This window comes from Streptomyces sp. CB09001 (genome assembly GCF_003369795.1).
GTDB lineage: Bacteria > Actinomycetota > Actinomycetes > Streptomycetales > Streptomycetaceae > Streptomyces.
This window is the reverse complement of sequence record NZ_CP026730.1, coordinates 178,108-196,574: the sequence shown is the minus strand read 5'-3', so window position 1 is coordinate 196,574 and position 18,467 is coordinate 178,108. Positions and strand designations below refer to the sequence as shown.

Annotated in this window: 16 protein-coding genes; 7 read left to right on the top strand and 9 right to left on the bottom strand. The window is 72.8% G+C overall.

The genetic code is table 11. The features are described 5' to 3' along the window. Window positions 1–203: 203 nt before the first annotated feature. Complete coding sequence (locus tag C4J65_RS00960) at window positions 204–860, bottom strand: peptide deformylase (RefSeq protein ID WP_115746238.1); 657 nt, start codon at window positions 858–860, stop codon at window positions 204–206. A 43-nt stretch (window positions 861–903) separates the two neighbouring features. Beyond that, entirely contained in the window at window positions 904–1,251 is a 348-nt protein-coding gene (locus C4J65_RS00955) for a tetratricopeptide repeat protein (protein ID WP_115740613.1), read from the bottom strand. A gap of 160 nt (window positions 1,252–1,411) precedes the next feature. On the opposite strand from C4J65_RS00955, the gene C4J65_RS00950 reads away from it, so the two are divergent. Beyond that, complete coding sequence (locus tag C4J65_RS00950; protein ID WP_115740612.1) at window positions 1,412–2,377, top strand: pirin family protein; 966 nt, start codon at window positions 1,412–1,414, stop codon at window positions 2,375–2,377. Between the two features lie 462 nt (window positions 2,378–2,839). On the opposite strand, the gene C4J65_RS00945 is transcribed toward C4J65_RS00950, so the two are convergent. Beyond that, window positions 2,840–3,529: a ScbR family autoregulator-binding transcription factor gene (locus C4J65_RS00945; RefSeq protein ID WP_240330357.1), complete on the bottom strand. Its 690-nt coding sequence runs from the start codon at window positions 3,527–3,529 to the stop codon at window positions 2,840–2,842. Window positions 3,530–3,896: 367 nt separating this feature from the next. Here C4J65_RS00945 and C4J65_RS00940 point away from each other — a divergent pair, with 367 nt between their 5' ends. Further along, entirely contained in the window at window positions 3,897–4,607 is a 711-nt protein-coding gene (locus C4J65_RS00940; protein WP_115740611.1) for an HAD family phosphatase, read from the top strand. Window positions 4,608–5,704: 1,097 nt separating this feature from the next. Here C4J65_RS00940 and C4J65_RS00930 read toward each other — a convergent pair. Both C4J65_RS00930 and C4J65_RS00925 read right to left on the bottom strand, forming a co-directional pair. Next, on the bottom strand, window positions 5,705–6,499 hold the full coding sequence (locus C4J65_RS00930) for a DUF4397 domain-containing protein (RefSeq protein WP_115740609.1): 795 nt from the start codon (window positions 6,497–6,499) through the stop codon (window positions 5,705–5,707). 107 nt (window positions 6,500–6,606) lie between these two features. Then, entirely contained in the window at window positions 6,607–7,215 is a 609-nt protein-coding gene (locus C4J65_RS00925) for a sigma-70 family RNA polymerase sigma factor (protein ID WP_115740608.1), read from the bottom strand. Window positions 7,216–7,380: 165 nt separating this feature from the next. Here C4J65_RS00925 and C4J65_RS00920 point away from each other — a divergent pair, with 165 nt between their 5' ends. From C4J65_RS00920 to C4J65_RS00900, 5 genes are all read left to right on the top strand, one after another. Further along, window positions 7,381–8,385, top strand: a complete 1,005-nt coding sequence (locus C4J65_RS00920; protein ID WP_115746237.1) for a MerR family transcriptional regulator — start codon at window positions 7,381–7,383, stop codon at window positions 8,383–8,385. 237 nt (window positions 8,386–8,622) lie between these two features. Beyond that, on the top strand, window positions 8,623–9,882 hold the full coding sequence (locus C4J65_RS00915; protein WP_115740607.1) for an NAD(P)/FAD-dependent oxidoreductase: 1,260 nt from the start codon (window positions 8,623–8,625) through the stop codon (window positions 9,880–9,882). A 239-nt stretch (window positions 9,883–10,121) separates the two neighbouring features. Next, complete coding sequence (locus C4J65_RS00910; protein ID WP_115746236.1) at window positions 10,122–11,339, top strand: lycopene cyclase family protein; 1,218 nt, start codon at window positions 10,122–10,124, stop codon at window positions 11,337–11,339. Then, the gene (locus tag C4J65_RS00905; protein ID WP_115740606.1) at window positions 11,336–12,076 is read left to right on the top strand and encodes a methyltransferase domain-containing protein; all 741 of its coding nucleotides are present in this window, start codon (window positions 11,336–11,338) and stop codon (window positions 12,074–12,076) included. The genes C4J65_RS00910 and C4J65_RS00905 overlap by 4 nt, the downstream gene beginning before the upstream one ends. Next, entirely contained in the window at window positions 12,073–13,641 is a 1,569-nt protein-coding gene (locus C4J65_RS00900) for an FAD-dependent oxidoreductase (RefSeq protein WP_115740605.1), read from the top strand. Before C4J65_RS00905 ends, C4J65_RS00900 begins: the two co-directional genes overlap by 4 nt. 13 nt (window positions 13,642–13,654) lie before the next feature. Here C4J65_RS00900 and C4J65_RS00895 read toward each other — a convergent pair whose 3' ends face one another. Genes C4J65_RS00895 through C4J65_RS00880 form a run of 4 tightly spaced genes read right to left on the bottom strand, consistent with a single transcriptional unit; the run spans window position 13,655 to window position 18,354 of the window. Then, on the bottom strand, window positions 13,655–14,665 hold the full coding sequence (locus tag C4J65_RS00895) for a DUF5914 domain-containing protein (RefSeq protein ID WP_115740604.1): 1,011 nt from the start codon (window positions 14,663–14,665) through the stop codon (window positions 13,655–13,657). Continuing rightward, window positions 14,662–15,657: a phytoene/squalene synthase family protein gene (locus C4J65_RS00890; protein ID WP_115740603.1), complete on the bottom strand. Its 996-nt coding sequence runs from the start codon at window positions 15,655–15,657 to the stop codon at window positions 14,662–14,664. Before C4J65_RS00890 ends, C4J65_RS00895 begins: the two co-directional genes overlap by 4 nt. Next, a complete protein-coding gene (crtI, locus tag C4J65_RS00885; protein ID WP_115740602.1) occupies window positions 15,644–17,215 on the bottom strand; it encodes a phytoene desaturase family protein in 1,572 nt (523 codons plus the stop codon). The genes C4J65_RS00890 and crtI overlap by 14 nt, the downstream gene beginning before the upstream one ends. Continuing rightward, the gene (locus C4J65_RS00880) at window positions 17,212–18,354 is read right to left on the bottom strand and encodes a polyprenyl synthetase family protein (protein WP_162832961.1); all 1,143 of its coding nucleotides are present in this window, start codon (window positions 18,352–18,354) and stop codon (window positions 17,212–17,214) included. Before C4J65_RS00880 ends, crtI begins: the two co-directional genes overlap by 4 nt. Window positions 18,355–18,467 lie beyond the last annotated feature (113 nt).

Here is an 18,467-nt window from a genome sequence, read left to right as displayed (position 1 = left end):
CGGGTCGGGCTCGGTCGCCGGGACCAGGCCGCCGGGCATGGGCGTGTCGGGCATGGGCGTGTCGGGCTCGGGTCGCCGGGACCAGGCCGCCGGGCACGGGCGGGTCGGGCACGGGCGTGTCGGGCTCGGTCGCCGGGTTCGAGCCGCCTGGCCCGGGCCGGCAGGTGGCGGGGTTGAGACCGCCGGGCCTCGGGCCGCCCCGTTCAGGCCGCCGGGCCGGGCAGTTCGAAGCCCAGTGCCGACGCCGCGCGTAGCGGCGTCGGCTGGGACCAGAGCGCCGCCATCGCCGCGTTCGAGGCCAGCGAGCGCAGCTCGGCCCGGTCCAGGTACAGCGTGCCGTCGAGGTGGTCCGTCTCGTGCTGCACGATCCGGGCCGGCCAGCCCGCGAACACCTCGTCCACCGCCCGTCCGTGCTCGTCCCGCGCCCGCAGCCGCACCTCGGCGTGGCGCGCCACCACCGCCTGCCAGCCCGGCACGCTCAGACAGCCCTCGAAGAACGCGGCCCGCCCGGCGCCGACCGGCTCGTACGAGGGATTGACCAGCACCCGGAACGGCTGCGGCACCCGCCCCCGCGCCACCCGCACCTCCTCCGGCACCGGCGCCGGATCCTCGATCACCGCGATCCGCAGCCCCACGCCGACCTGTGGCGCGGCCAGTCCGACGCCGGGCGCCGTGTGCATGGTCAGCCGCAGCGCCTCGACGAACCTCGCGAGGAGTGCGGGGGCCAACTGCCCGTCGAACGGCTCCGCCGCGCGCCGCAGCACCGGTTCACCGGCCGCGACGACGGGCAACGGGCCGCCGACGGCGAGCAGTTCCTCGACCCGCTCGGCCAGCGGGACACGATCACTCGGAGTTCCCATCGCGGTTCCCATCGCGCCAGGATGCCACGCTCCGAGTTCCCGCTCAGAGTTCCGCGAAGTCGCCCGCGAGGGCCGAGGCGATCCGCAGCTGTGCGTCGGCCTCCTCCTGCCGCCCCTGCCGTTCGAGGGTACGGCCCAGCATCAGCCGGGCGTACTGCTCGACGGGGTCGCGCTCGACGAGGGTCCGCAGCTCGGCCTCCGCCCGCCGCAGCTGTGCCGAGTGGTAGTAGGAACGCGCCAGCAGCAGCCGCGGGCCGTTCTGCTCGGGCACCTGCGCGACCAGTCCGTCCAGGACACGCGCGGCCGCGGCGTAGTCCTTGGCGTCGAAGAACATCCGCCCGCGCTCCCAGCGCTCCGCCGGCGTTCCGTGGTCGTAGTACGTCATGTCCACTGGAGACCTCCTTCGGCCCGTGCAACCACTCCAGACGGTTGAACATTCCACTACTGCTGGAGGCGTGCGTGGAGGTCCTCGTGGGGGCACTGTCGCCCGCCACGGTGACGGCCCGCGGTCCGTCTGACGCACGGGCCCCGCCGGGTCTAGGTTGGGCGGCATGAGCAACCTTGATCGCGAGGCCGTACCCAGTCTCTGCGGCGGCCGCGGCTTCGTGGTGACGGAGCCCGTACGGGAACTTCTCAGCCCTCGCCACGTCAAGCTCGGCGAGTCCACCGAGGTGCGCCGACTGCTGCCCAACCTGGGCCGGCGCATGGTCGGCGCCTGGTGCTTCGTCGACCACTACGGCCCCGACGACATCGCCGACGAGCCCGGCATGCAGGTGCCGCCCCATCCGCACATGGGGTTGCAGACGGTGAGCTGGCTGCACGAGGGCGAGGTACTGCACCGTGACTCCACCGGCAGCCTGCAGACCATCCGCCCGCGCCAGCTGGGCCTGATGACCTCCGGCCGCGCGATCAGCCACTCGGAGGAGAGCCCGCGCCCGCACGCGCGCCTCCTGCACGGCGCGCAGCTGTGGGTGGCCCTGCCGGACACCCATCGCCACACCGACCCGCACTTCGAGTTCCACGCCGAACTGCCCCGGGTCGCGGCCCCGGGACTGACCGCCACCGTGCTCCTCGGCACCCTCGACACCGCCACCTCGCCCGGCACCACGTACACCCCCCTCGTCGGCGCCGACCTGGCCCTCACCGGCGGCACGGACGTACGCCTGCCGCTGGAACGGGACTTCGAGTACGCGGTACTGGCCATGAGCGGCGCGGCGCACGTCGACGGTGTGCCCCTGGTGCCGGGCTCGATGCTCTACCTCGGCTGCGGCCGCACCGAACTGCCGCTGCGGGCCGACTCGGACGCGGGCCTGATGCTGCTGGGCGGCGAGCCGTTCGAGGAGGAGCTGATCATGTTCTGGAACTGGATCGGACGGTCGCAGGAAGAGATCGTACAGGCCCGGCGGGATTGGATGGAAGGGGCGCGGTTCGGAGAGGTGGAGGGGTACGACGGGGACCCGTTGCCAGCCCCTGTGCTGCCTTCGGTGCCACTGAAGCCGCGCGGAAGGCTGCGCTGACCTGCTGGAATCGATGACGGGCCAGTGGTGGCCAGCCGGTCGGCCGTCCTGCCGTCGTCCTTCACGGGCTCCTCACGCACGCTGGGCGACTGGGTTCGCTGCAAGCCCGATGCGCCGAGCCGTACCTGTCGAGAGTGTGTCCATGTGTGGGTGGCTGTGGCAGGACACTTGCTAACCCCTTGCTAACCATACTGACGCGTCAACAGATACCGGCGGAGTGCGTGGCTTACCTTGCCGTGATGGTGGTGACATTGCAGACTGGCTGACCGTCGGATGGATTCTGAACCGGCGGGCAGCCGTCGAACGCTCCGGTGCACTGACTTGCTACTCGACCTGGTCGCTTGTGGAGGTTCTACAAGAGGTGCGACTGCTGTAGCGGTGAGGTTAGTGGCGCGACTGCCCGGCGGGGGGCTCGGCAACTGTGCGATCGACTGCCGCGCACACTGTCAGCTACTGCAAAGCTCACGCCTCGGTCTCCCGGCGTGGCGCCGACTGTCCTTTCGAAGGCGCAGAGGGTTGACCGTCCGCGTGACCATCGGACGCGGGAGGGCGAGTGTCGCCGGTGACTCGCAGAGCAGCCTGGCCCATGGCTGGTTCGCCGCGGCCGTCGAGGACGGTCGTGCCCTCGATTGCCTCGGTGAGGGTGCACAGACCGAAGAAGGCGGGCACCAGGGTGCGGGCCGTGCGGGCGGGGCGGATGCCCTCGTTGACGTGTCCTGCCAGCCGGGCCTGTGCGAGCAGTCGCGTGGTGGCGGCGGTCCAGAGTGCGAAGGGGTCGGGAACGTAAGCTTTGATGACGGTGCGCTCGGTCCACAGACGGGCACCGGCACGCGTCACGGGATCCCGAGTAAGGGCGTGTGCGATGTCGTAGCTGACGGCGACGAGCCGTTCGAGAGGGGGGACGGTGTCGTCTCCGTAGCGTGCTGCGAGCTGGGGCCAGGTGGCGAACCGATCCTCGACGACGGCGACGGCGATTCCTTCCTTGCCGGTGTAGTGGAAGTAGACGGCGCCGCTGGTACGGCCCGACCTCGCGCTTATGCCGTTGACGCTGGTGGCAGCATATCCCTGTTCGGCGAACAGTTGGGCTGCCGCTTCCACCAGGGATCTGCGGGTTGCCTTCGCCCGTTCCTGCAACGTTCCGTCCGCCCTCATGTGTTCTGATGCCGGGCCACGAATTTAGTGCGCCAGCGTACGCCCGGAGCCCAAACGGGCCCTTTCGGGCGGCAATTACACAGTTCTTTCGAATGCGAACGCGTGCGAGTGGTAATGGAAGGACAACGCTCCGGGCCTTGCGGTCGAGCGTGCGTGTCAACCGAACCGGCAGTCGCGTGGCGTTGACGCTCAACGGCCGCGCCAGACGGGTCGCCGCATCGCTATACACCTGTTCTTGACGCCCGTCGAGTCACCGAAAAGGGTTATTGCCCGATTTGCCCGGGCGGAAATAACGTAGTGGGAACTATCTTTCCGTTTCCTGTGGAGGCGGGAATACCGCATATGTGCGAAAGCATGGGAGGCCCCGGTGACCACCTTGGACCACGCTTTGCTCGACTGGTCACTCGAAGCCGTCGTCTTCGACTGCGACGGCACCCTCATGGACAGCGAACGCCACTGGCAGGAGGCCCGCAGCCGGGCCTTCCGGGAGCACGGCCTTCAACCACCGCCCGGGTTCGCGGAGCAGGCCCTCGGCCTGCACTACGAGGATTGCGGCCGGCTCATGGCCCAGGCCGTGCACAAACCCGAACTGGCCGAGGACCTGACAGCCGCGCTTCTCGACCACTTTCTGGCACTGGTCACCGAAGAACCGGTGACGATGCCGGGTGCTGCCCGGCTCGTACGGCTGCTCTCCGGCCGTCTGCCGCTCGCGGTGGCCAGCAACTGCCCGAGAGTGGTGGTCGAAGGCAGCTTGGAACGGGCCGGGCTGCTCGCGCACTTTCGGCACCTCGTCGTCCCCGACGCCGGGGACCGCGTACGCCCCAAGCCCCATCCCGACGTGTACGCCGTGGCGGCCCGGCTCTGCGGTGTCCCCCCACGCCGGGCGCTCGCGGTGGAGGACTCCCTGACCGGTGTGGAGGCAGCCCGCCGGGCAAGCCTGCGGGTCTTGGGCGTCGGTCCCCGGCCGCAGGGCGACGGTGCCATCCGGGCCGACGCGTGGTTACCGTCGCTGGACGCTCCCGAACTGCTGGCCTGGGCCCACGCGCTCGACAGCCCGCAGGGGCCACGAACGCCGTGACGGCAGGCGCCGCGGTCCGGCGAGGCCAAGCGCTCACCCCCGGCGGGCACAGACAGCGGCACGCTGGTGGTGGGGGAGTCACCCACGACACCCGCCGCGCCGCCGGTCTGCACAACCAGCCCCTCAGAAATGAGGGCAGTCGCAACCGTGTTCGGTCCCGACTCCCAAGGGGCGAGGGGCCGCGATGCCTGCCCGGGCGGCGGCGAGACGTCCGGACTCCGCATCGTTGGAGTCCATGGCCCGTACCGCCTCCGCGTCGGACTATCGATCAGTCGCCCGACCGGCCTTGATCCGCCTCCGCCGGAGCAGAAGGACGGCGGTGGCCAGAGCGCGTCCGAGAAGGCCCCTGTCCGCGCGGCTCGTCCACCGGTGTTGCACAACGCGAGCCTTCCCGCCGGCGGACCGGTGAGCGGGGTGTTCCCCGGGTCGGGGCAGCCCGGCGGTCTCCTGGTGTGCTTCGAGGAAGATGCGCTGCCACACGCACTCGGGCGGAGCCACTGGCAAGTCCGATGCTTCCACGCTGCGCGCAGTGGTTACCACGCGGGTCAACCGCAGCAGTTCCTCGCGGCAGCGCGGGCATGACTCGGCGTGCCGCAGGGCGCCGACGTCCGCGTCGCCCCCCGCGTGACCGAGTGCCAGATCCACCAGGTGCGAGGGGTGTACGTGACCCACTGCGCCCTCCTGCTCTGGGGCTTCGTCGTCCTTGCCCGTGCACGCCGCTCGCGCATTGGGCGGCGTGTGGTCACTCGCGTGCAGACTCCGCCGGGCCGACGAGGTTGGCGGCGTAGTACCCGCGCACGAACCCGAACGGCAGCGCACACGTAAGCCGTTCGACGACGGGGGCCATCACGGTTGGGCGACGCGGCCGCGACGGCGGTGCCGGGCGGTGACTGTCCGGCGCGGGCAAAGGCTCGGCAGCCGCCTCCCGCTACGGGGGTGCAAGCCCGGAAGCGGGCGGTCCCGGCGCGGGTTTCGGCGGCCGGCCCGAAACGGCGAGGTCGGCCGCCGGTGTGACGGCCGACCTCGCCGGTCCGGTCAGTCGTTCGCACGGTGTCCGCCACGCGGGCCGGTGACTCGGTGGCACACCAGGATTCCGGTCACCGCGACCGCTCCGGCGTCGCGGCCCAGAGCGCCCACTGGTCGGACGAGTTCGGAATTATTGCCGCGCCGGCGCCGCCCGGGTGGACCGCGTGGGGCGTCGACTTCGGGCCGCTGAAGGTCTGGTCGGCCAGAGTCAGAGTCTTGTCCTCGGCGCTGCCCCACGCGTAGACAACGTTGGCCGTGCCCTCTTTGAGAGTGAGTTCGGCCGGTCCGATGGCCCCGGTGTCCGTGCCGGCGAGCACGACGTCGGCGGTCACGGTGCCCGAGTCGACGGACGTGGTGTCCTCGCCCGGGTTCGTCAGGTCGGTGAACAGGGGCTGCCCGTTTGCCCGTACGTCCACGGCGGGCGCGGCCGCGACGTGGCGTACCGTGAGGCGCGCTTTGCCGGTGTCCGTCTTCGAGACGTCGTTGGCGAACGTCGTCAGCCGGGGCTTGCCGTCGGTGGAGAGATGGGCGGCGACGGTCGCGTTGCTGCCTTCGGTCACCTTCACCTCCTTCCCGAGGGCCGGTGTGCCGTCGGGATCCTGACCGGCCTTGAAGACCTCGATGTCGTAGGTCCCCGCGTCGAGGGACCGGGGATCGGTCACCGTGCCGGGTTTGAAGCCGCTGAGCAGTTCGTCGCCGTTGGCGTAGACGTCGACCGTCATCCCGGGGATGCCGTGGAAGACGGACACCAGGCCCGTGCCCTGCGCCTGTTCCGGAGCAGCCGTGGCGGCGGGTCCGGTCAGGCCGAGGGCCAGGACGCAGGCCCCGGCCGAGGCGGCGACGGTGATGGTGGTGCGGGAAGTCATGAGGATCAGCCCTCCTTGGGGAGATTCCGCCTGCTGGGCAGTCTCAGAGGTGTTTCGCGGGTGACCGGTGCCATGGATGCGCCCCGGCCGTCTCCGCTCCTTTCCGGTCAGGCGCACATCTCCTGCGCGGTGCCCGGGTCGACTGCCGTGCGCAGCCGGTGCAGGCCGCGGCGGGCGTGGCTCTTGACCGTGCCCAGGGGCGCCCCCGTGCGTTCCGCGATCTGGGCCTGTGTCAGGTCCTCGTAGAAGGCCAGGCACAAGACTTCTCGCTGGGCTGGGGGCAGTCGGGACAGGGCCTCCAGAAGCAGTACGCGGTCGAGTACCTCGTCCGGTGCCGGCCGGACGAGACGGGCGGGCGTGACGTCCTGTCCGGCCGACTCGATCAGGGACAGACGCCGTGTCCTGGCGGCCAGCGCGTCGACGATCTTCCGGCGCGTGATGCCGACGAGCCAGGCGCCGAGTGGGCCCCGCTCGGGCCGGAAACCGTGCCGCCCGCGCCATGCGCCGACGAAGACCTGCTGGGTCACGTCCTCGGCCTCGTGAGTGTCGCCGAGGGACCGGGTGGCCATGGTGTGCACGAGTGATCCCCAGCGCCGGTAGATCGCCGCGAACGCTTCCTCGTCGGCGTTCACGAGGCCCTGCGCCAGTTCCTCCTCGTACCGCGTCTCCTCCACGGGCGGGACCAAGGCGGTGGTCGGTCGTGTGCGCGTGTTCATGCCCGTTCCTCCTGCCGTGCGTTGTACGGGGGGACGGGAGGGGCCGTCCGCCGAGCTGCACGTCGCCGGTCTGCCCTGCGTGGCTGCCTCGTGCGTGGTCCCAGTGTTGGGGCGCACAAACGACGCAGACAACACGCGTCGTTTGTGCGTCGTATAGTGGGGGGTGTGAACGCGCACACGGGAGCCAGTGACGACCCGGTCGGCGAGGGCGGTACACGCCGAGGCGGGCTGACCACCGGCGAGGTGGCCCGGCGTCTGGGGGTGGCGCCCACCACGGTCCGCACGTGGGACCGCCGGTACGGACTGGGGCCGGACGCGCACACGGGTGGACGGCATCGGCGCTGGACGGCGGAGGACGTGGCGAGGCTGGAACGGATGTGCGCCCTGACGGCGACCGGGCTGCCACCGGCCGAGGCGGCCCGGCTCGCGCGCAGCGAGGAGGGCCCGACAGCGCCCGGGCCCCGAAGTACGGACGCGGCCCGACGCGTTTCCGGCGGGCACCGAAGCCGGGCGGGGAGCGGCTTGCGACTGGGCGACGTGCGACAGGAGTGCCGGGGGATCGCGAGGGCCGCCCTGCGCCTGGACGCCGCCGTCCTGGACGAACTGCTGCTCGCCGCAATCGCCGAACACGGGCTGGTCGCCGCCTGGACCGAGGTGATCGTGCCCACGCTCCAGGCCGTCGGCCGCAAGTGGGAGACGTCCGGCGAGAAGTACGTCGAGGTCGAGCACTTCCTGTCCTGGCACGTGTCGGGGGCGCTCCGATGCGCCACATCCCGCACGGTCGAGGACCGCCCCGGTGCCACCACGGTGCTTGCCTGCGTGCCCGGGGAGAATCACACGCTGCCGTTGGAGGTACTGTCGGCGGCACTCACGGAGCGAGGAATCCCGGTGCGGATGTTCGGAGGTGCGCTGCCCGTAGAGTCGCTCGTCGCGGCGGTGCGCAGGACCGGGCCGGCCGCGGTGGCGCTGTGGTCGCAGTCCCGCACCACCGCCAGCCGGCCGCTGGCCCAGCACGTGGCCGCCATGGAGTGGGGCGTGCGCGGCGCCCGGCGGCGGCCCGTCGTGCTCACCCTGGGCCCCGGATGGTCGGGCCAGGCGGTGGCCGGTCTGGCGCGTCCGTCGGGGCTTGCCGAAGCGGTCGCCGCTCTGGAGTCGTCGGTGTACCCGTGAGGTGTTGTCGTCCGACTGCCCTTCGTCGTGGCGGCTGGGCATCGGCCGGGTGACGTGGTCCGCTGACCTGGTGGTCGTGGCCCGGTCGTCGGCCGGCGGGCGTTTCGCCGCGACTCGCACCGGGTTTCGGTCCCCGGCCCGTGCCGAACGGTCTGGGACGTCGGCCGAGGCGGAGGGGCCGAACGGTCGGCCCGCAGCGCCTGGACAGCACGGACATGACGTCGAGTGAGGAGACAGATGAGCGACGGACATCGCCGGGCAGCGGACGTGGTCGTCGTCGGTGCGGGGCTGGCAGGCCTGGCCTGCGCCCTCGACCTGTGCCGTGCCGGATGGCGGGTGGCACTCCTGGAGGCGTCCGACGGTGTCGGGGGCCGGATGCGCACGGACCGGCGGGACGGCTTCCTGCTGGACCGTGGGTTCCAGGTGTTCAACACCTCCTATCCGCAGGTGAAGCGGCGTATGGCCCTGAAGGGCCTGCGACTGAGGCCGTTCACTGCGGGCGTCGTGGCGCACACTCCGAGCGGGCCCGTCCGCCTCGCCGATCCGACCAGGGAGCCCCGTGCGGCGGGGACGCTGCTACCGGGGCGGGCCCTGTCGGCCCGCGATCTGACCGCGCTGGCGGCACTCACCGCACGGGACGCCGTACTGCCCGTGTCCGTTACTCGACGACGCCGGGACCGCTCCACCGCGGCAGCCCTGTCCGGGGCGGGACTGTCGGACGCCGCGATCGCCGGCATTCTGCGGCCGTTCCTGTCCGGCGTCTTCCTGGAGGACCGGCTCGAGACCTCCGCCCGGTTCTTCCACCTCGTCTGGCGGAGCATGGCCCGAGGGTCCCTGTGCCTGCCGGCTGAGGGCATCGGCGCCGTACCGGCCCAGCTCGCCGACGGCCTGCCCGACGGCGTCCTGCGCCTCGGTACGCCCGTCGCGGAGATCACGGACGCCGGAGCGCTGCTCGGCGACGGTGGCGAGGTGCCGGCCCGGGCGGTCGTGGTGGCGACGGACCCGGCGACCGCCGCCGGCCTGCTCCCGGACCTGTCCGTTCCGGCCACGCGCACCGTCACCACCTACTACCACGCCACCGACAGTCCGCCGACGGCCGAACCGATCCTCATGGTGGACAGCACCGGAGCGATCCTGAACACCTGCGTCCTCAGCCAAGTCGCTCCCACGTACGCGCCCCCCGGCACCGCACTGGTCTCCACCTCCGTGCTGGGTACGGACCTCCCCGGCAGGGCACAGGCGCTGCTCCGGCGGCTGGCCGAGCTGTACGGGACCGACACGAGGGGCTGGGAGCAGGTGGCCGCCCGCACCGTCGACGGCGCGCTGCCCGCGATGCTTCCGCCGTGGCCGCTGAGCCGAACCACCCGCCTCGGCCCCGGGAGGTACGTGTGCGGGGACCACCGCGCGACCGGCTCCGTGCAGGGTGCCCTGGCATCGGGTACGCGCGCGGCGCGGGAGGTACGGGCGGACCTGGAAGCGCAGGGGCGACGCCAGTGATGAAGTGGAGTCCGGCCGCATCCATGGACGGCCTAGGTCCCGAAGCCATGGCGACCGGACGGAATCGCTGTCCGTACTGAGGGGTGAAACGTGGATCCGAGGGGTGTGCTTGTCGCGCGTGTCCTGGCGGCAGGAGCGGCAGGAACCTGTCCCGGCACGCCGGCCACCGGCTCCGAGGTGCACGGCGGACTGCGGCACCCGGGCCCCGACGGCAGCCCGGTCGTCGGACGCCGACCGTGGTGACACCCCGCTGCACCGAGGACTCTGGCGTGCTCGTCCTCGGTGGCGGTGCGGCCGGTCTCAGCCTCGCTCACCGGCTGACGGAGAGCGGCACGGCCACCGCCGTGACCCTGGTGGAGCCGCCGGACGGCCCGCTGCGCCCCGCGGAGCGCACCTGGTGCTACTGGGGGGCGGGCACCGACGGCCTCGAAGAGGCGGTCAGCGCCTCCTGGTCCGTACTGCGTCTGCACGGCGCGGTCGGCGGTTCGGTCACCGTCGATCCGGCCCCGTTCACCTACCGCATGGTGCGCTCCGCGGACTTCGAGCGACTGGTCCACGGCCGCCTGGCCCGTACGGAGGGTGCGCGCCTTCTGCGAGGGACGGCGGAAGCGGTGCGCGCCGTACCCGCGGGCGCGGAGGTCCGGTGCGCGCTGCCGGGAGGCCGGTTTCTGACGCTGCACGCCCGCAGGGTCTTCGACTCGCGGCCGCTGCCCGGTCTGCCGCCGGCGCGTACGCGGCTGCTCCAGCACTTCCGCGGCTGGTTCGTGCGCACCGACACCGACCGGTTCGATCCCGCGGTCGCGGATCTGATGGACTTCCGGGTTCCGCAGCCGGCCCACGGGCTCGCCTTCGGCTACGTCCTGCCGCTGGCGCCGGACCGGGCGCTCGTGGAGTACACCGAGTTCTCCCGCGAGGTGCTGACCACCGCGGCGTACGAGTCGGCACTCGGGCACTACTGCCGCGACATCCTCGGACTCGGCCGACTCACCGTGGAACGGACGGAGCAGGGCGTCATCCCCATGACCGACGCCCGCTTTCCACGGCGTGCCGGGCACGCCGTGTTCCGGATCGGGACCGCAGGCGGTGCCACTCGTCCCGCCACCGGCTACACCTTCGCCGCGGTGCAACGCCACAGCAGGGCCATCGCCGCTGCCCTGCGGGACGGACACGACCGCTTCCCGGCACCGCACGGGCTGCGGGCACTGGCCATGGACGCGATCCTGCTGCGCGCCCTGGACACCGGTCGCATCGATGGGCCGCGCTTCTTCACGGACCTGTTCCGCCGGGTCCCGGCCGAGCGTCTGCTGAGGTTCCTCGACGGCACGACCTCGCTCCGGGAGGAGTGGGGCATCGGGCTGCGCACCCCCGTCCGGCCGATGCTGCGCACCGCGGCCGAAGTGCCCTTTCTCCCGCGCCGCTCCCGGCCCGCCGACCGAACCGGAGGACACACCCGATGACGCTCCTGCGCGACCACGACCTGGCCCGCGCCTTCGACCACGCCTCCCACACCTACGACCGCCTCACGGCCCTCAACCCCGGCCACCGCACCGGCCTCCTGCGCTCGGCGCGACGCCTCGCGCTCCCGGACGACGGGACCGGACTGCACCTGCTCGACCTCGGATGCGGCACCGGCGCCTCCACCCGGGCTCTGCTCAGGGCCGCCCCACGGGCCCGGATCACGGCCGTGGACGCGTCCGCCGGTATGCTGCGCCGAGCACTTGCCAAACCGTGGCCCGCACGCGTGCGCTTCCTCCACCTGACCGCCGAGGAAGTCGGTGCGGCCCGCGAGGGCGAGAGCCCTTTCGACGCGGTCTTCGCCGCCTACCTGTTCCGCAACGTCACCGACCCGGACGCGGTCCTCGGGAGCGTCCGCGGACTCCTGCGGCCGGGCGGACGCTTCGCCGCCCACGAGTACAGCCTCAGCGGCTCACCGGTGCACCGGGCCCTGTGGTCGGCGGTGTGCAGCGGGCTCGTCGTCCCCGCGGGCACGCTCACCGGCGACCGCACCCTCTACCGCCATCTCCGGCACGGCGTCGTCGCCTTCGACACCGCACCCGAGTTCGCCGCCCGGCTGAGGCGGGCGGGCCTGAGCTCGGTGCGCGTCGCCCCCGTCGCCGGATGGCAGACGGGCATCGTGCACACCTTCCTCGCCCGCAACGGCGAGCCCAGGACGACAGAGGAGCGCGTCCGGTGACCGCCCACCGCACCACCGCCGCCCGACGGGGCCGCGACCGCAAGGCCGAGATCGTCTTCCCCGCACCCGGTGCGGACCGACTCCGACGCGGTGACGAGCCGTCGGTCGCGGTGATCGGCGGCGGGATCGCCGGCCTGGCCGCGGCCACGCTCATGGCCGAACGCGGCGCCCGCGTGACCCTGTACGAGAAAGGGGACTCACTCGGTGGCCGGCTCTCCGGCCGGCGCACCACACTGGCGGACGGCAGCGCCGTGACCATGACCCGAGGGTTCCATGCCTTCTTCCGCCAGTACTACAACCTCCGCGGACTGCTCCGCCGCACGGACCCCGGCCTGGAGCGCCTCACTCCGCTGCCCGACTACCCACTGCGGCACAGCGGCGGTCTGACCGACAGCTTCGCCCGTGTCCCGCGGACCCCGCCGTTCAGCGCGCTCGGTTTCGTCGCGCTCAGTCCCACCTTCGGGTGGCGGGACCTCGCCGCGATGGACGCGCGGGCAGCACTGCCGCTCCTCGACGTGCGCGTGCCCGAGGTCTACGAACGCTTCGACACCGTCACCGCCACCGGCTTCCTGGAAGGCGTGCGCTTCCCCGAAGCGGCGCACCACCTGGCCTTCGAGGTGTTCTCCCGCAGCTTCTTCGCCGATCCGCGGCGGCTGTCCGCCGCGGAACTGCTGCTGATGTTCCACATCTACTTCCTCGGATCGGCCGAGGGCCTGCTCTTCGACGTACCGGCCGAACCCTTCCCCCAGGCACTGTGGGACCCGCTGGGCGACTACCTCCGGCGCCTCGGAGTGGACGTGCGCACCGGAACCCCCGTGCAGGGGGTCCTTCCGCGCGACGGCGGGGGAGCGGACGTGATCACGGACACCGATGCCGACCGCCACCAGGCGGTGGTGCTGGCCCTCGACACCGCGGGGCTGCGGCAGACCGTCGCAGCGTCACCCGGCCTGGGCACCGACGCCTGGCGGGACGCCATCGCCGCCCTGCGCACCGCGCCGCCGTTCCTCGTCTCGCGGCTCTGGCTCGACCGGCCGGTCGACGCCGACCGGCCCGGGTTCCTCGGCACCAGCGGCTACGACGGACTGGACAACGTCAGCGTCCTGGAGCGGTACGAGGGCGAGGCCGCCCGCTGGGCCGCGCGGAACGGGGGATCGGTCGTGGAACTGCACGCCTACGCCGTGGACCCGGCGGCCGAACCGAAGCAGGTGCAGGACGAACTCGCCGACCGGCTGCACCAGGTGTACCCGGAAACCCGTGAGGCGCGCGTCGTCGACGCCCGGCACGAGTGGCGCTCGGACTGCCCGCTGTTCGAGGTCGGCTCCCACCGGCGGCGCCCCGCCGTGCGCACCCCCCACCCGTGGCTGACCCTGGCCGGCGACGGAATCCGCTGCGACCTGCCCGTCGCCCTCATGGAACGCGCCGCCACCACCGGCTTCCTGGCCGCGAACGCCCTGCTCGCCGACCGTGGAGTGCGCGGCCAGACCCTGTGGACGGTTCCCCGGACCGGGCGGTCGCCCGTGCTGCGAGCGCTCGCGGCCGCCGCAGGGCGCCACTCGGCGCCCTGACCGGCGGCCGCCCTCAGCCGGGAAACCGACCGGTGCTGCGCAACGTCCAGCGCCGTTCGGCGTAGGCAAGGTCGTCGCGCCACAGCCGTCCGGCCGTACGGCGCATCAGCGGGCGCAGCACGGGGGCCGCGGCCCGGGCCACGGCGAAGCCGGGCCGGTCCGAGGCGGCGACGACCGCCTCGACCACGGCGGTGCGCGGACGCTCGTGGTCCGGCCCGGTCAGCGGCGTCGCGTGCGTCTCCACCACGGACGTGGCGCCCTCCCCGTCGGTGATGCGCATGACGACCGTGCGCGGCTCCGGCGCGGTGAACTCGGCCCGCACCGGCACCACGAGCCGCCCAGCCACCCGGAAGGAGACGTCGACGACGAAGGCGTCGTCCTCGTCCCCCTGCGGCTCACGCACCACCGAAAGGTCGACGAACGAGTACGGATGGAACCACGAGCCGTGCCACGGATCGAGCCGGTTGGCCACCACGTCCTGCGGTTCGCACCGCCCCACCGCCGTGAACACCGCGTCCACCCCACGGCCCGTCAGAGGCCGGGCGGGCACGACGGGCCGCTCGCCGGGCTCCTCGCCGCTCACCTCGTCCAGCCGCACCCAGACGAGTACGCCGTCGTCGTGCACGGGGAACGGCCGCCAGCCGGCGGACGCGGAACCGTCCAGGGCGAGCCCGTGCCAGTGGCAGACCAGCGTGCCGCACACCACCCGGCTGTCGCGCAGCGGAGCGCCCAGGTGCGGGCAGCTGCCCTCACCGGCATGGGGCTCGCCGTCCTCCGACCGCCACAGCACGACCTCCACACCACCGACCGTCCGGCCGTAGGGCCGGTCGCCCGCGCGCACGTTCCGGGAGGCGCCGACCACGAACCAGTTGCCGGACGGACGGGCGGACGCCCTCTTGAGCGCGTCGGCGATGAGCGCGGGACGTGCCTGTCGCCACGTCGGAGTCTGAGCCGCCCAGTGGGGACCGGAAGCACGTCGGCGCAAGGGTGGCGACCACCGCTTGCCGTTCCCTCGACCACTCACCGCACCGGACCCTTCCGTTCGACTGCCGACGCTCCTGCCCGTGCCACGCGGTCCTCCGTACGAGCACGCAACCGGGCACCGGCTACGCGCAGCACCCCGGCAGCGGCCGTTGCCGCCCGACGCCGACGCGACACCACCGCACGACGGTGCAGCACGCTGTAATCCTGCTCGGCGATCGCGTCGAGAATCCCGCCGTAGAGGGTGAACGCGGCACGGATGCAGGGACGCACCCGCGGATCGAGCATGGTGATGCCCGGCTCCGCCGTCCGGTACACGCGCCGCGTCATGGCGTCCGCCGCCATGAGAGCGGCCCGGATGCGGCGGTCGCGGCGCCCGGTACGCCTGCTCCACTCCAGCAGGGGCCGGTCCACGCCGTGCGCGGCCAGCAGATCACCGGGCAGGTAGACCCGCCCGCGGTCGAGATCCTCGCCGACGTCGCGCAGGAAGTTGGTGAGCTGGAACGCCACGCCGAGCGCCGCCGCGTGCGGCGCTGCCTCCTCCCGGGCCGTGACCGTGCCGAGGACCGGCAGCATCTGCAGGCCGATGACCGCCGCCGAACCGTGCACGTACCCCTGCAGATCGGCGAAGGTCGGGTAGTGGGTGACGGTCAGGTCGGCCCGCATCGAGGACAGGAAGTCGGCGAAGAGCGCATGATCGATGCCGTACCGGCCGGCGGTGTCAGCGACGGCCCTGACCACGGGTTCGCGGCCCGCCCGGGTGAGCAGCCCGTCGGCCAGGTCGCTCTCCAGGCGCCGCAGCAACCGGTCGCGTTCCTCGGGCGTGCGGTGCCGGTCGAGGTCGTCCACGATGTCGTCCGCCCAGCGGGCGAAGCCGTACAGGGCGTGCACGGCGGAGCGGCGTTCGAGTGGCAGCAGGCGGGTGGCCAGGAAGTAGGTCTTGCCGTGGCGGGCGTTGAGCCGGCGGCACCGGGTGTAGGCGGCGCGCAGCGGGGGATCGGTGATCCCCGCCGCGTCCAGTTCACGACGGCTCATCGGTACCTGCCGGGGCGGGGGCGGGATACGCGGCGGGAACGGCCGGGTACCGACGCGTTCGGGCGGGCCGGGAGCGGGCGCCGCCGGTGATACGCGCGGCGGCGAGTTTGCCGCTGACCAGTACGGTCGGAAGGCCGACTCCCGGGGTGGTCCCGCAGCCCGCGAGCACCACGTTGTCCAGCCCTCGTACGAGGTTGCGCGGGCGGAAGGGGCCGGTCTGGGCGAAGGTGTGGGAGACCGAGAAGGGGCTGCCCGCCGCATGGCCCTGCGCGTCCCAGTCGAGCGGCGTCACCAGGAGCTCCTCCTGGACACTGTCCGCGAATCCCTCCAGCCCCCGCTTCTCCAGTACGCCGACCAGGCTGTCGCGGTAGCGCGGGCCGAGGTCACGCCACGTGGCTGCCTCCGGACCGACGTGGGTGTTGGGACAGGGCGCGAGGACGTAGTGGAGGTGGCGCCCGGGCGGTGCCAGGGCCGGGTCGTGCGTGGTGGGGCGGGTGATCAGCAAGGACGGGTCGCTCATCAGCTCTCCGGTACGGGTCAGCTCCTCGAAGGTGCGCTCCCACGCGGCGCCGAAGGAGATGGTGTGGTGGGCGAGGTGCGGCCAGGTGCGGTCGGTGCCCGCGTGCAGGATCACGGCGGACGGTGAGTGCCGCAGCCGTGCCGGACGCCGGGGTGCCCGTCCCAGCAGCCCGTAGGCGGCGGGCAGTTCGCACGTCAGCACCACGGCGTCGCAGGCGATGCGCTCGCCGGAGGCCAGGCGGACGGCCCGTACCCGGCCCGCGGACCGCTCCAGCGTGTCCACTTCGGCCGTCCAGCGCAGATCGGCACCCGCGTCCGCCGCCGCGTCGGCCATGGCTCGGGGCAGTGCGTGCATGCCACCCTTGGGGAACCAGACGCCCGCCACCGTGTCCATGTAGGCGATCACCGCGTAGGCAGCGAGTGCGCGGGCGGGGGCCACCCCGGCGTACAGCGCCTGGAAGGAGAAGACGCGGCGCAGGCGCTCGTCGGACAGGAAGCGGCCGATGCGGCCGTCCAGGCGTCCGAATCCTCCCAGTGCCGCCAACCGGGCCAGGTCCGGGTGCAGCAACTGGAGGGGAGAGTCGAAGTTGGTGTCGATGAAACGGCGCATCTGCACCCGGTACAGCCGTTCGAGCCACTGCCGCAGGTCGCGGTAACCGGCCGCCTGCGCAGGTCCGGCGAAGCGGCGCACCTCGGCCTCCATCGCCTCGCCGTCGGTGTGCACGTCGAGTGAGGACCCGTCCGCGAAACAGGCCCGGTAGGCCGGATCCAGAGCCGTCAACTCGACGCGGCGGTGGAGGCTGTCCCCGACGGCGGCGAACGCCTCGTCGGCCAGGTGCGGCATGGTCAGCACCGTGGGACCGGTGTCCATCGCGTAGCCGGCCCGCCGCACCCGGCCGGCCCGGCCGCCGGGGCTGGCGTCCCGTTCGACGACGGTGACCCTGCGGCCCGCACCCAGCAGGTGCAGGGCGCACGCCAGTCCGGACAGCCCGGCCCCGACCACGACGACGTGGTCGGTCGGCCCTGGTACCCGCTTCACGCGACCTCCCCGTCACCACGCGGGGCCGCGCCCGTGGCCCGCCCGACCAGCGCGGCGAACTCGTGCCGCACGGCCGGGCGCGCGCCGCAGCGGTCGAAGTGCACGAGGCTCATGTCCGTCAGCTCCCCGATCTTCGCCTCCACCAGGTCCCGGGCACCGGTGCGCACCAGCGCGGACCGCACCTGCCGGACGGCCCTGTCGGACTTCGGGTCCGCGTCCGGAGCCAGCGCCGCGGCCGACAAGTGGTCATCGGCGGCATCGGCGAGCCGGACGGCGACGGCGAGCAGGTAGGTGAGCTTGCGGGAGCGCAGGTCGTCGTCGGCCGGTTTCCCGGTCAGCGCGGGGTCGCCGAAGGCGCCCAGGAGGTCGTCGCGCAGTTGGAAGGCCAGCCCGGCGCACCGGCCGGCCGCCCGCAGCGCGTCCAGTGCTTCCTCTTCGGCTCCGGCCAGCACGGCTCCCAGCGCGAGGGGCCGCGCGACGGTGTACAGGGCACTCTTCAAGGTGGCGATGGTCAGCGCCTCGTCGACGCCGGAGGACCGGGCGGCCTGGGCGTGCAGGTCGCGGTACTGCCCGGCGACCATCTCGGTGCGCATCGCCCGCCACTCGCCGTGCAGGCGCGTGCCGTGCGGCGTACCGAGTGCCGTCTCGGCCAGCAGGTCGTCCGCCCAGGCGAGGGCCAGGTCACCGGTCAGGACGGCGGCCGAGGTGCCGAAGGACTCCGACGAGCCGTGCCTGCCCGCGGCCCAGTGCCTGCGGGCCAGGTCGACGTGCAGGGCCGGTGTACCTCGTCGCCGCACCGAGCCGTCCATCACGTCGTCGTGGACGAGAGCACACGCCTGGAGCAGTTCGAGTGCGGCTCCCGTTCGCAGGACGGCCGTGGCGTCTCCCGAGCCGCCCGCGGCGCGCCAGCCGCAGTGGGCGAACGCGGTACGCAACCGCTTTCCGCCCCGCGCGGTCAGCGCCGCGAGACGGTCGGCCAACTCCCGGGCGAAGACCGGGTCGACGGCACGGGAGTGCCGCAGTCGTTCGTCCAGTACCTCCTCGAGGACGGTGCCGACCGCGTTCGCCGCGTCGGACGCGGTGAGGGGGTCGTCGACCGGCTCGGCCGGTGGGGCCACCATCGGCGGCAGTCCAGGCATGCGCAGCCCCTTCTCACTCTTGGTTGTCCGCACGCCACTGCTTCCACCGGGCGCCCTGTTGCGGATGCACTGACTTCTGCCCGCTCCGGCGCAGGGTCCGGTCCGACTTCACC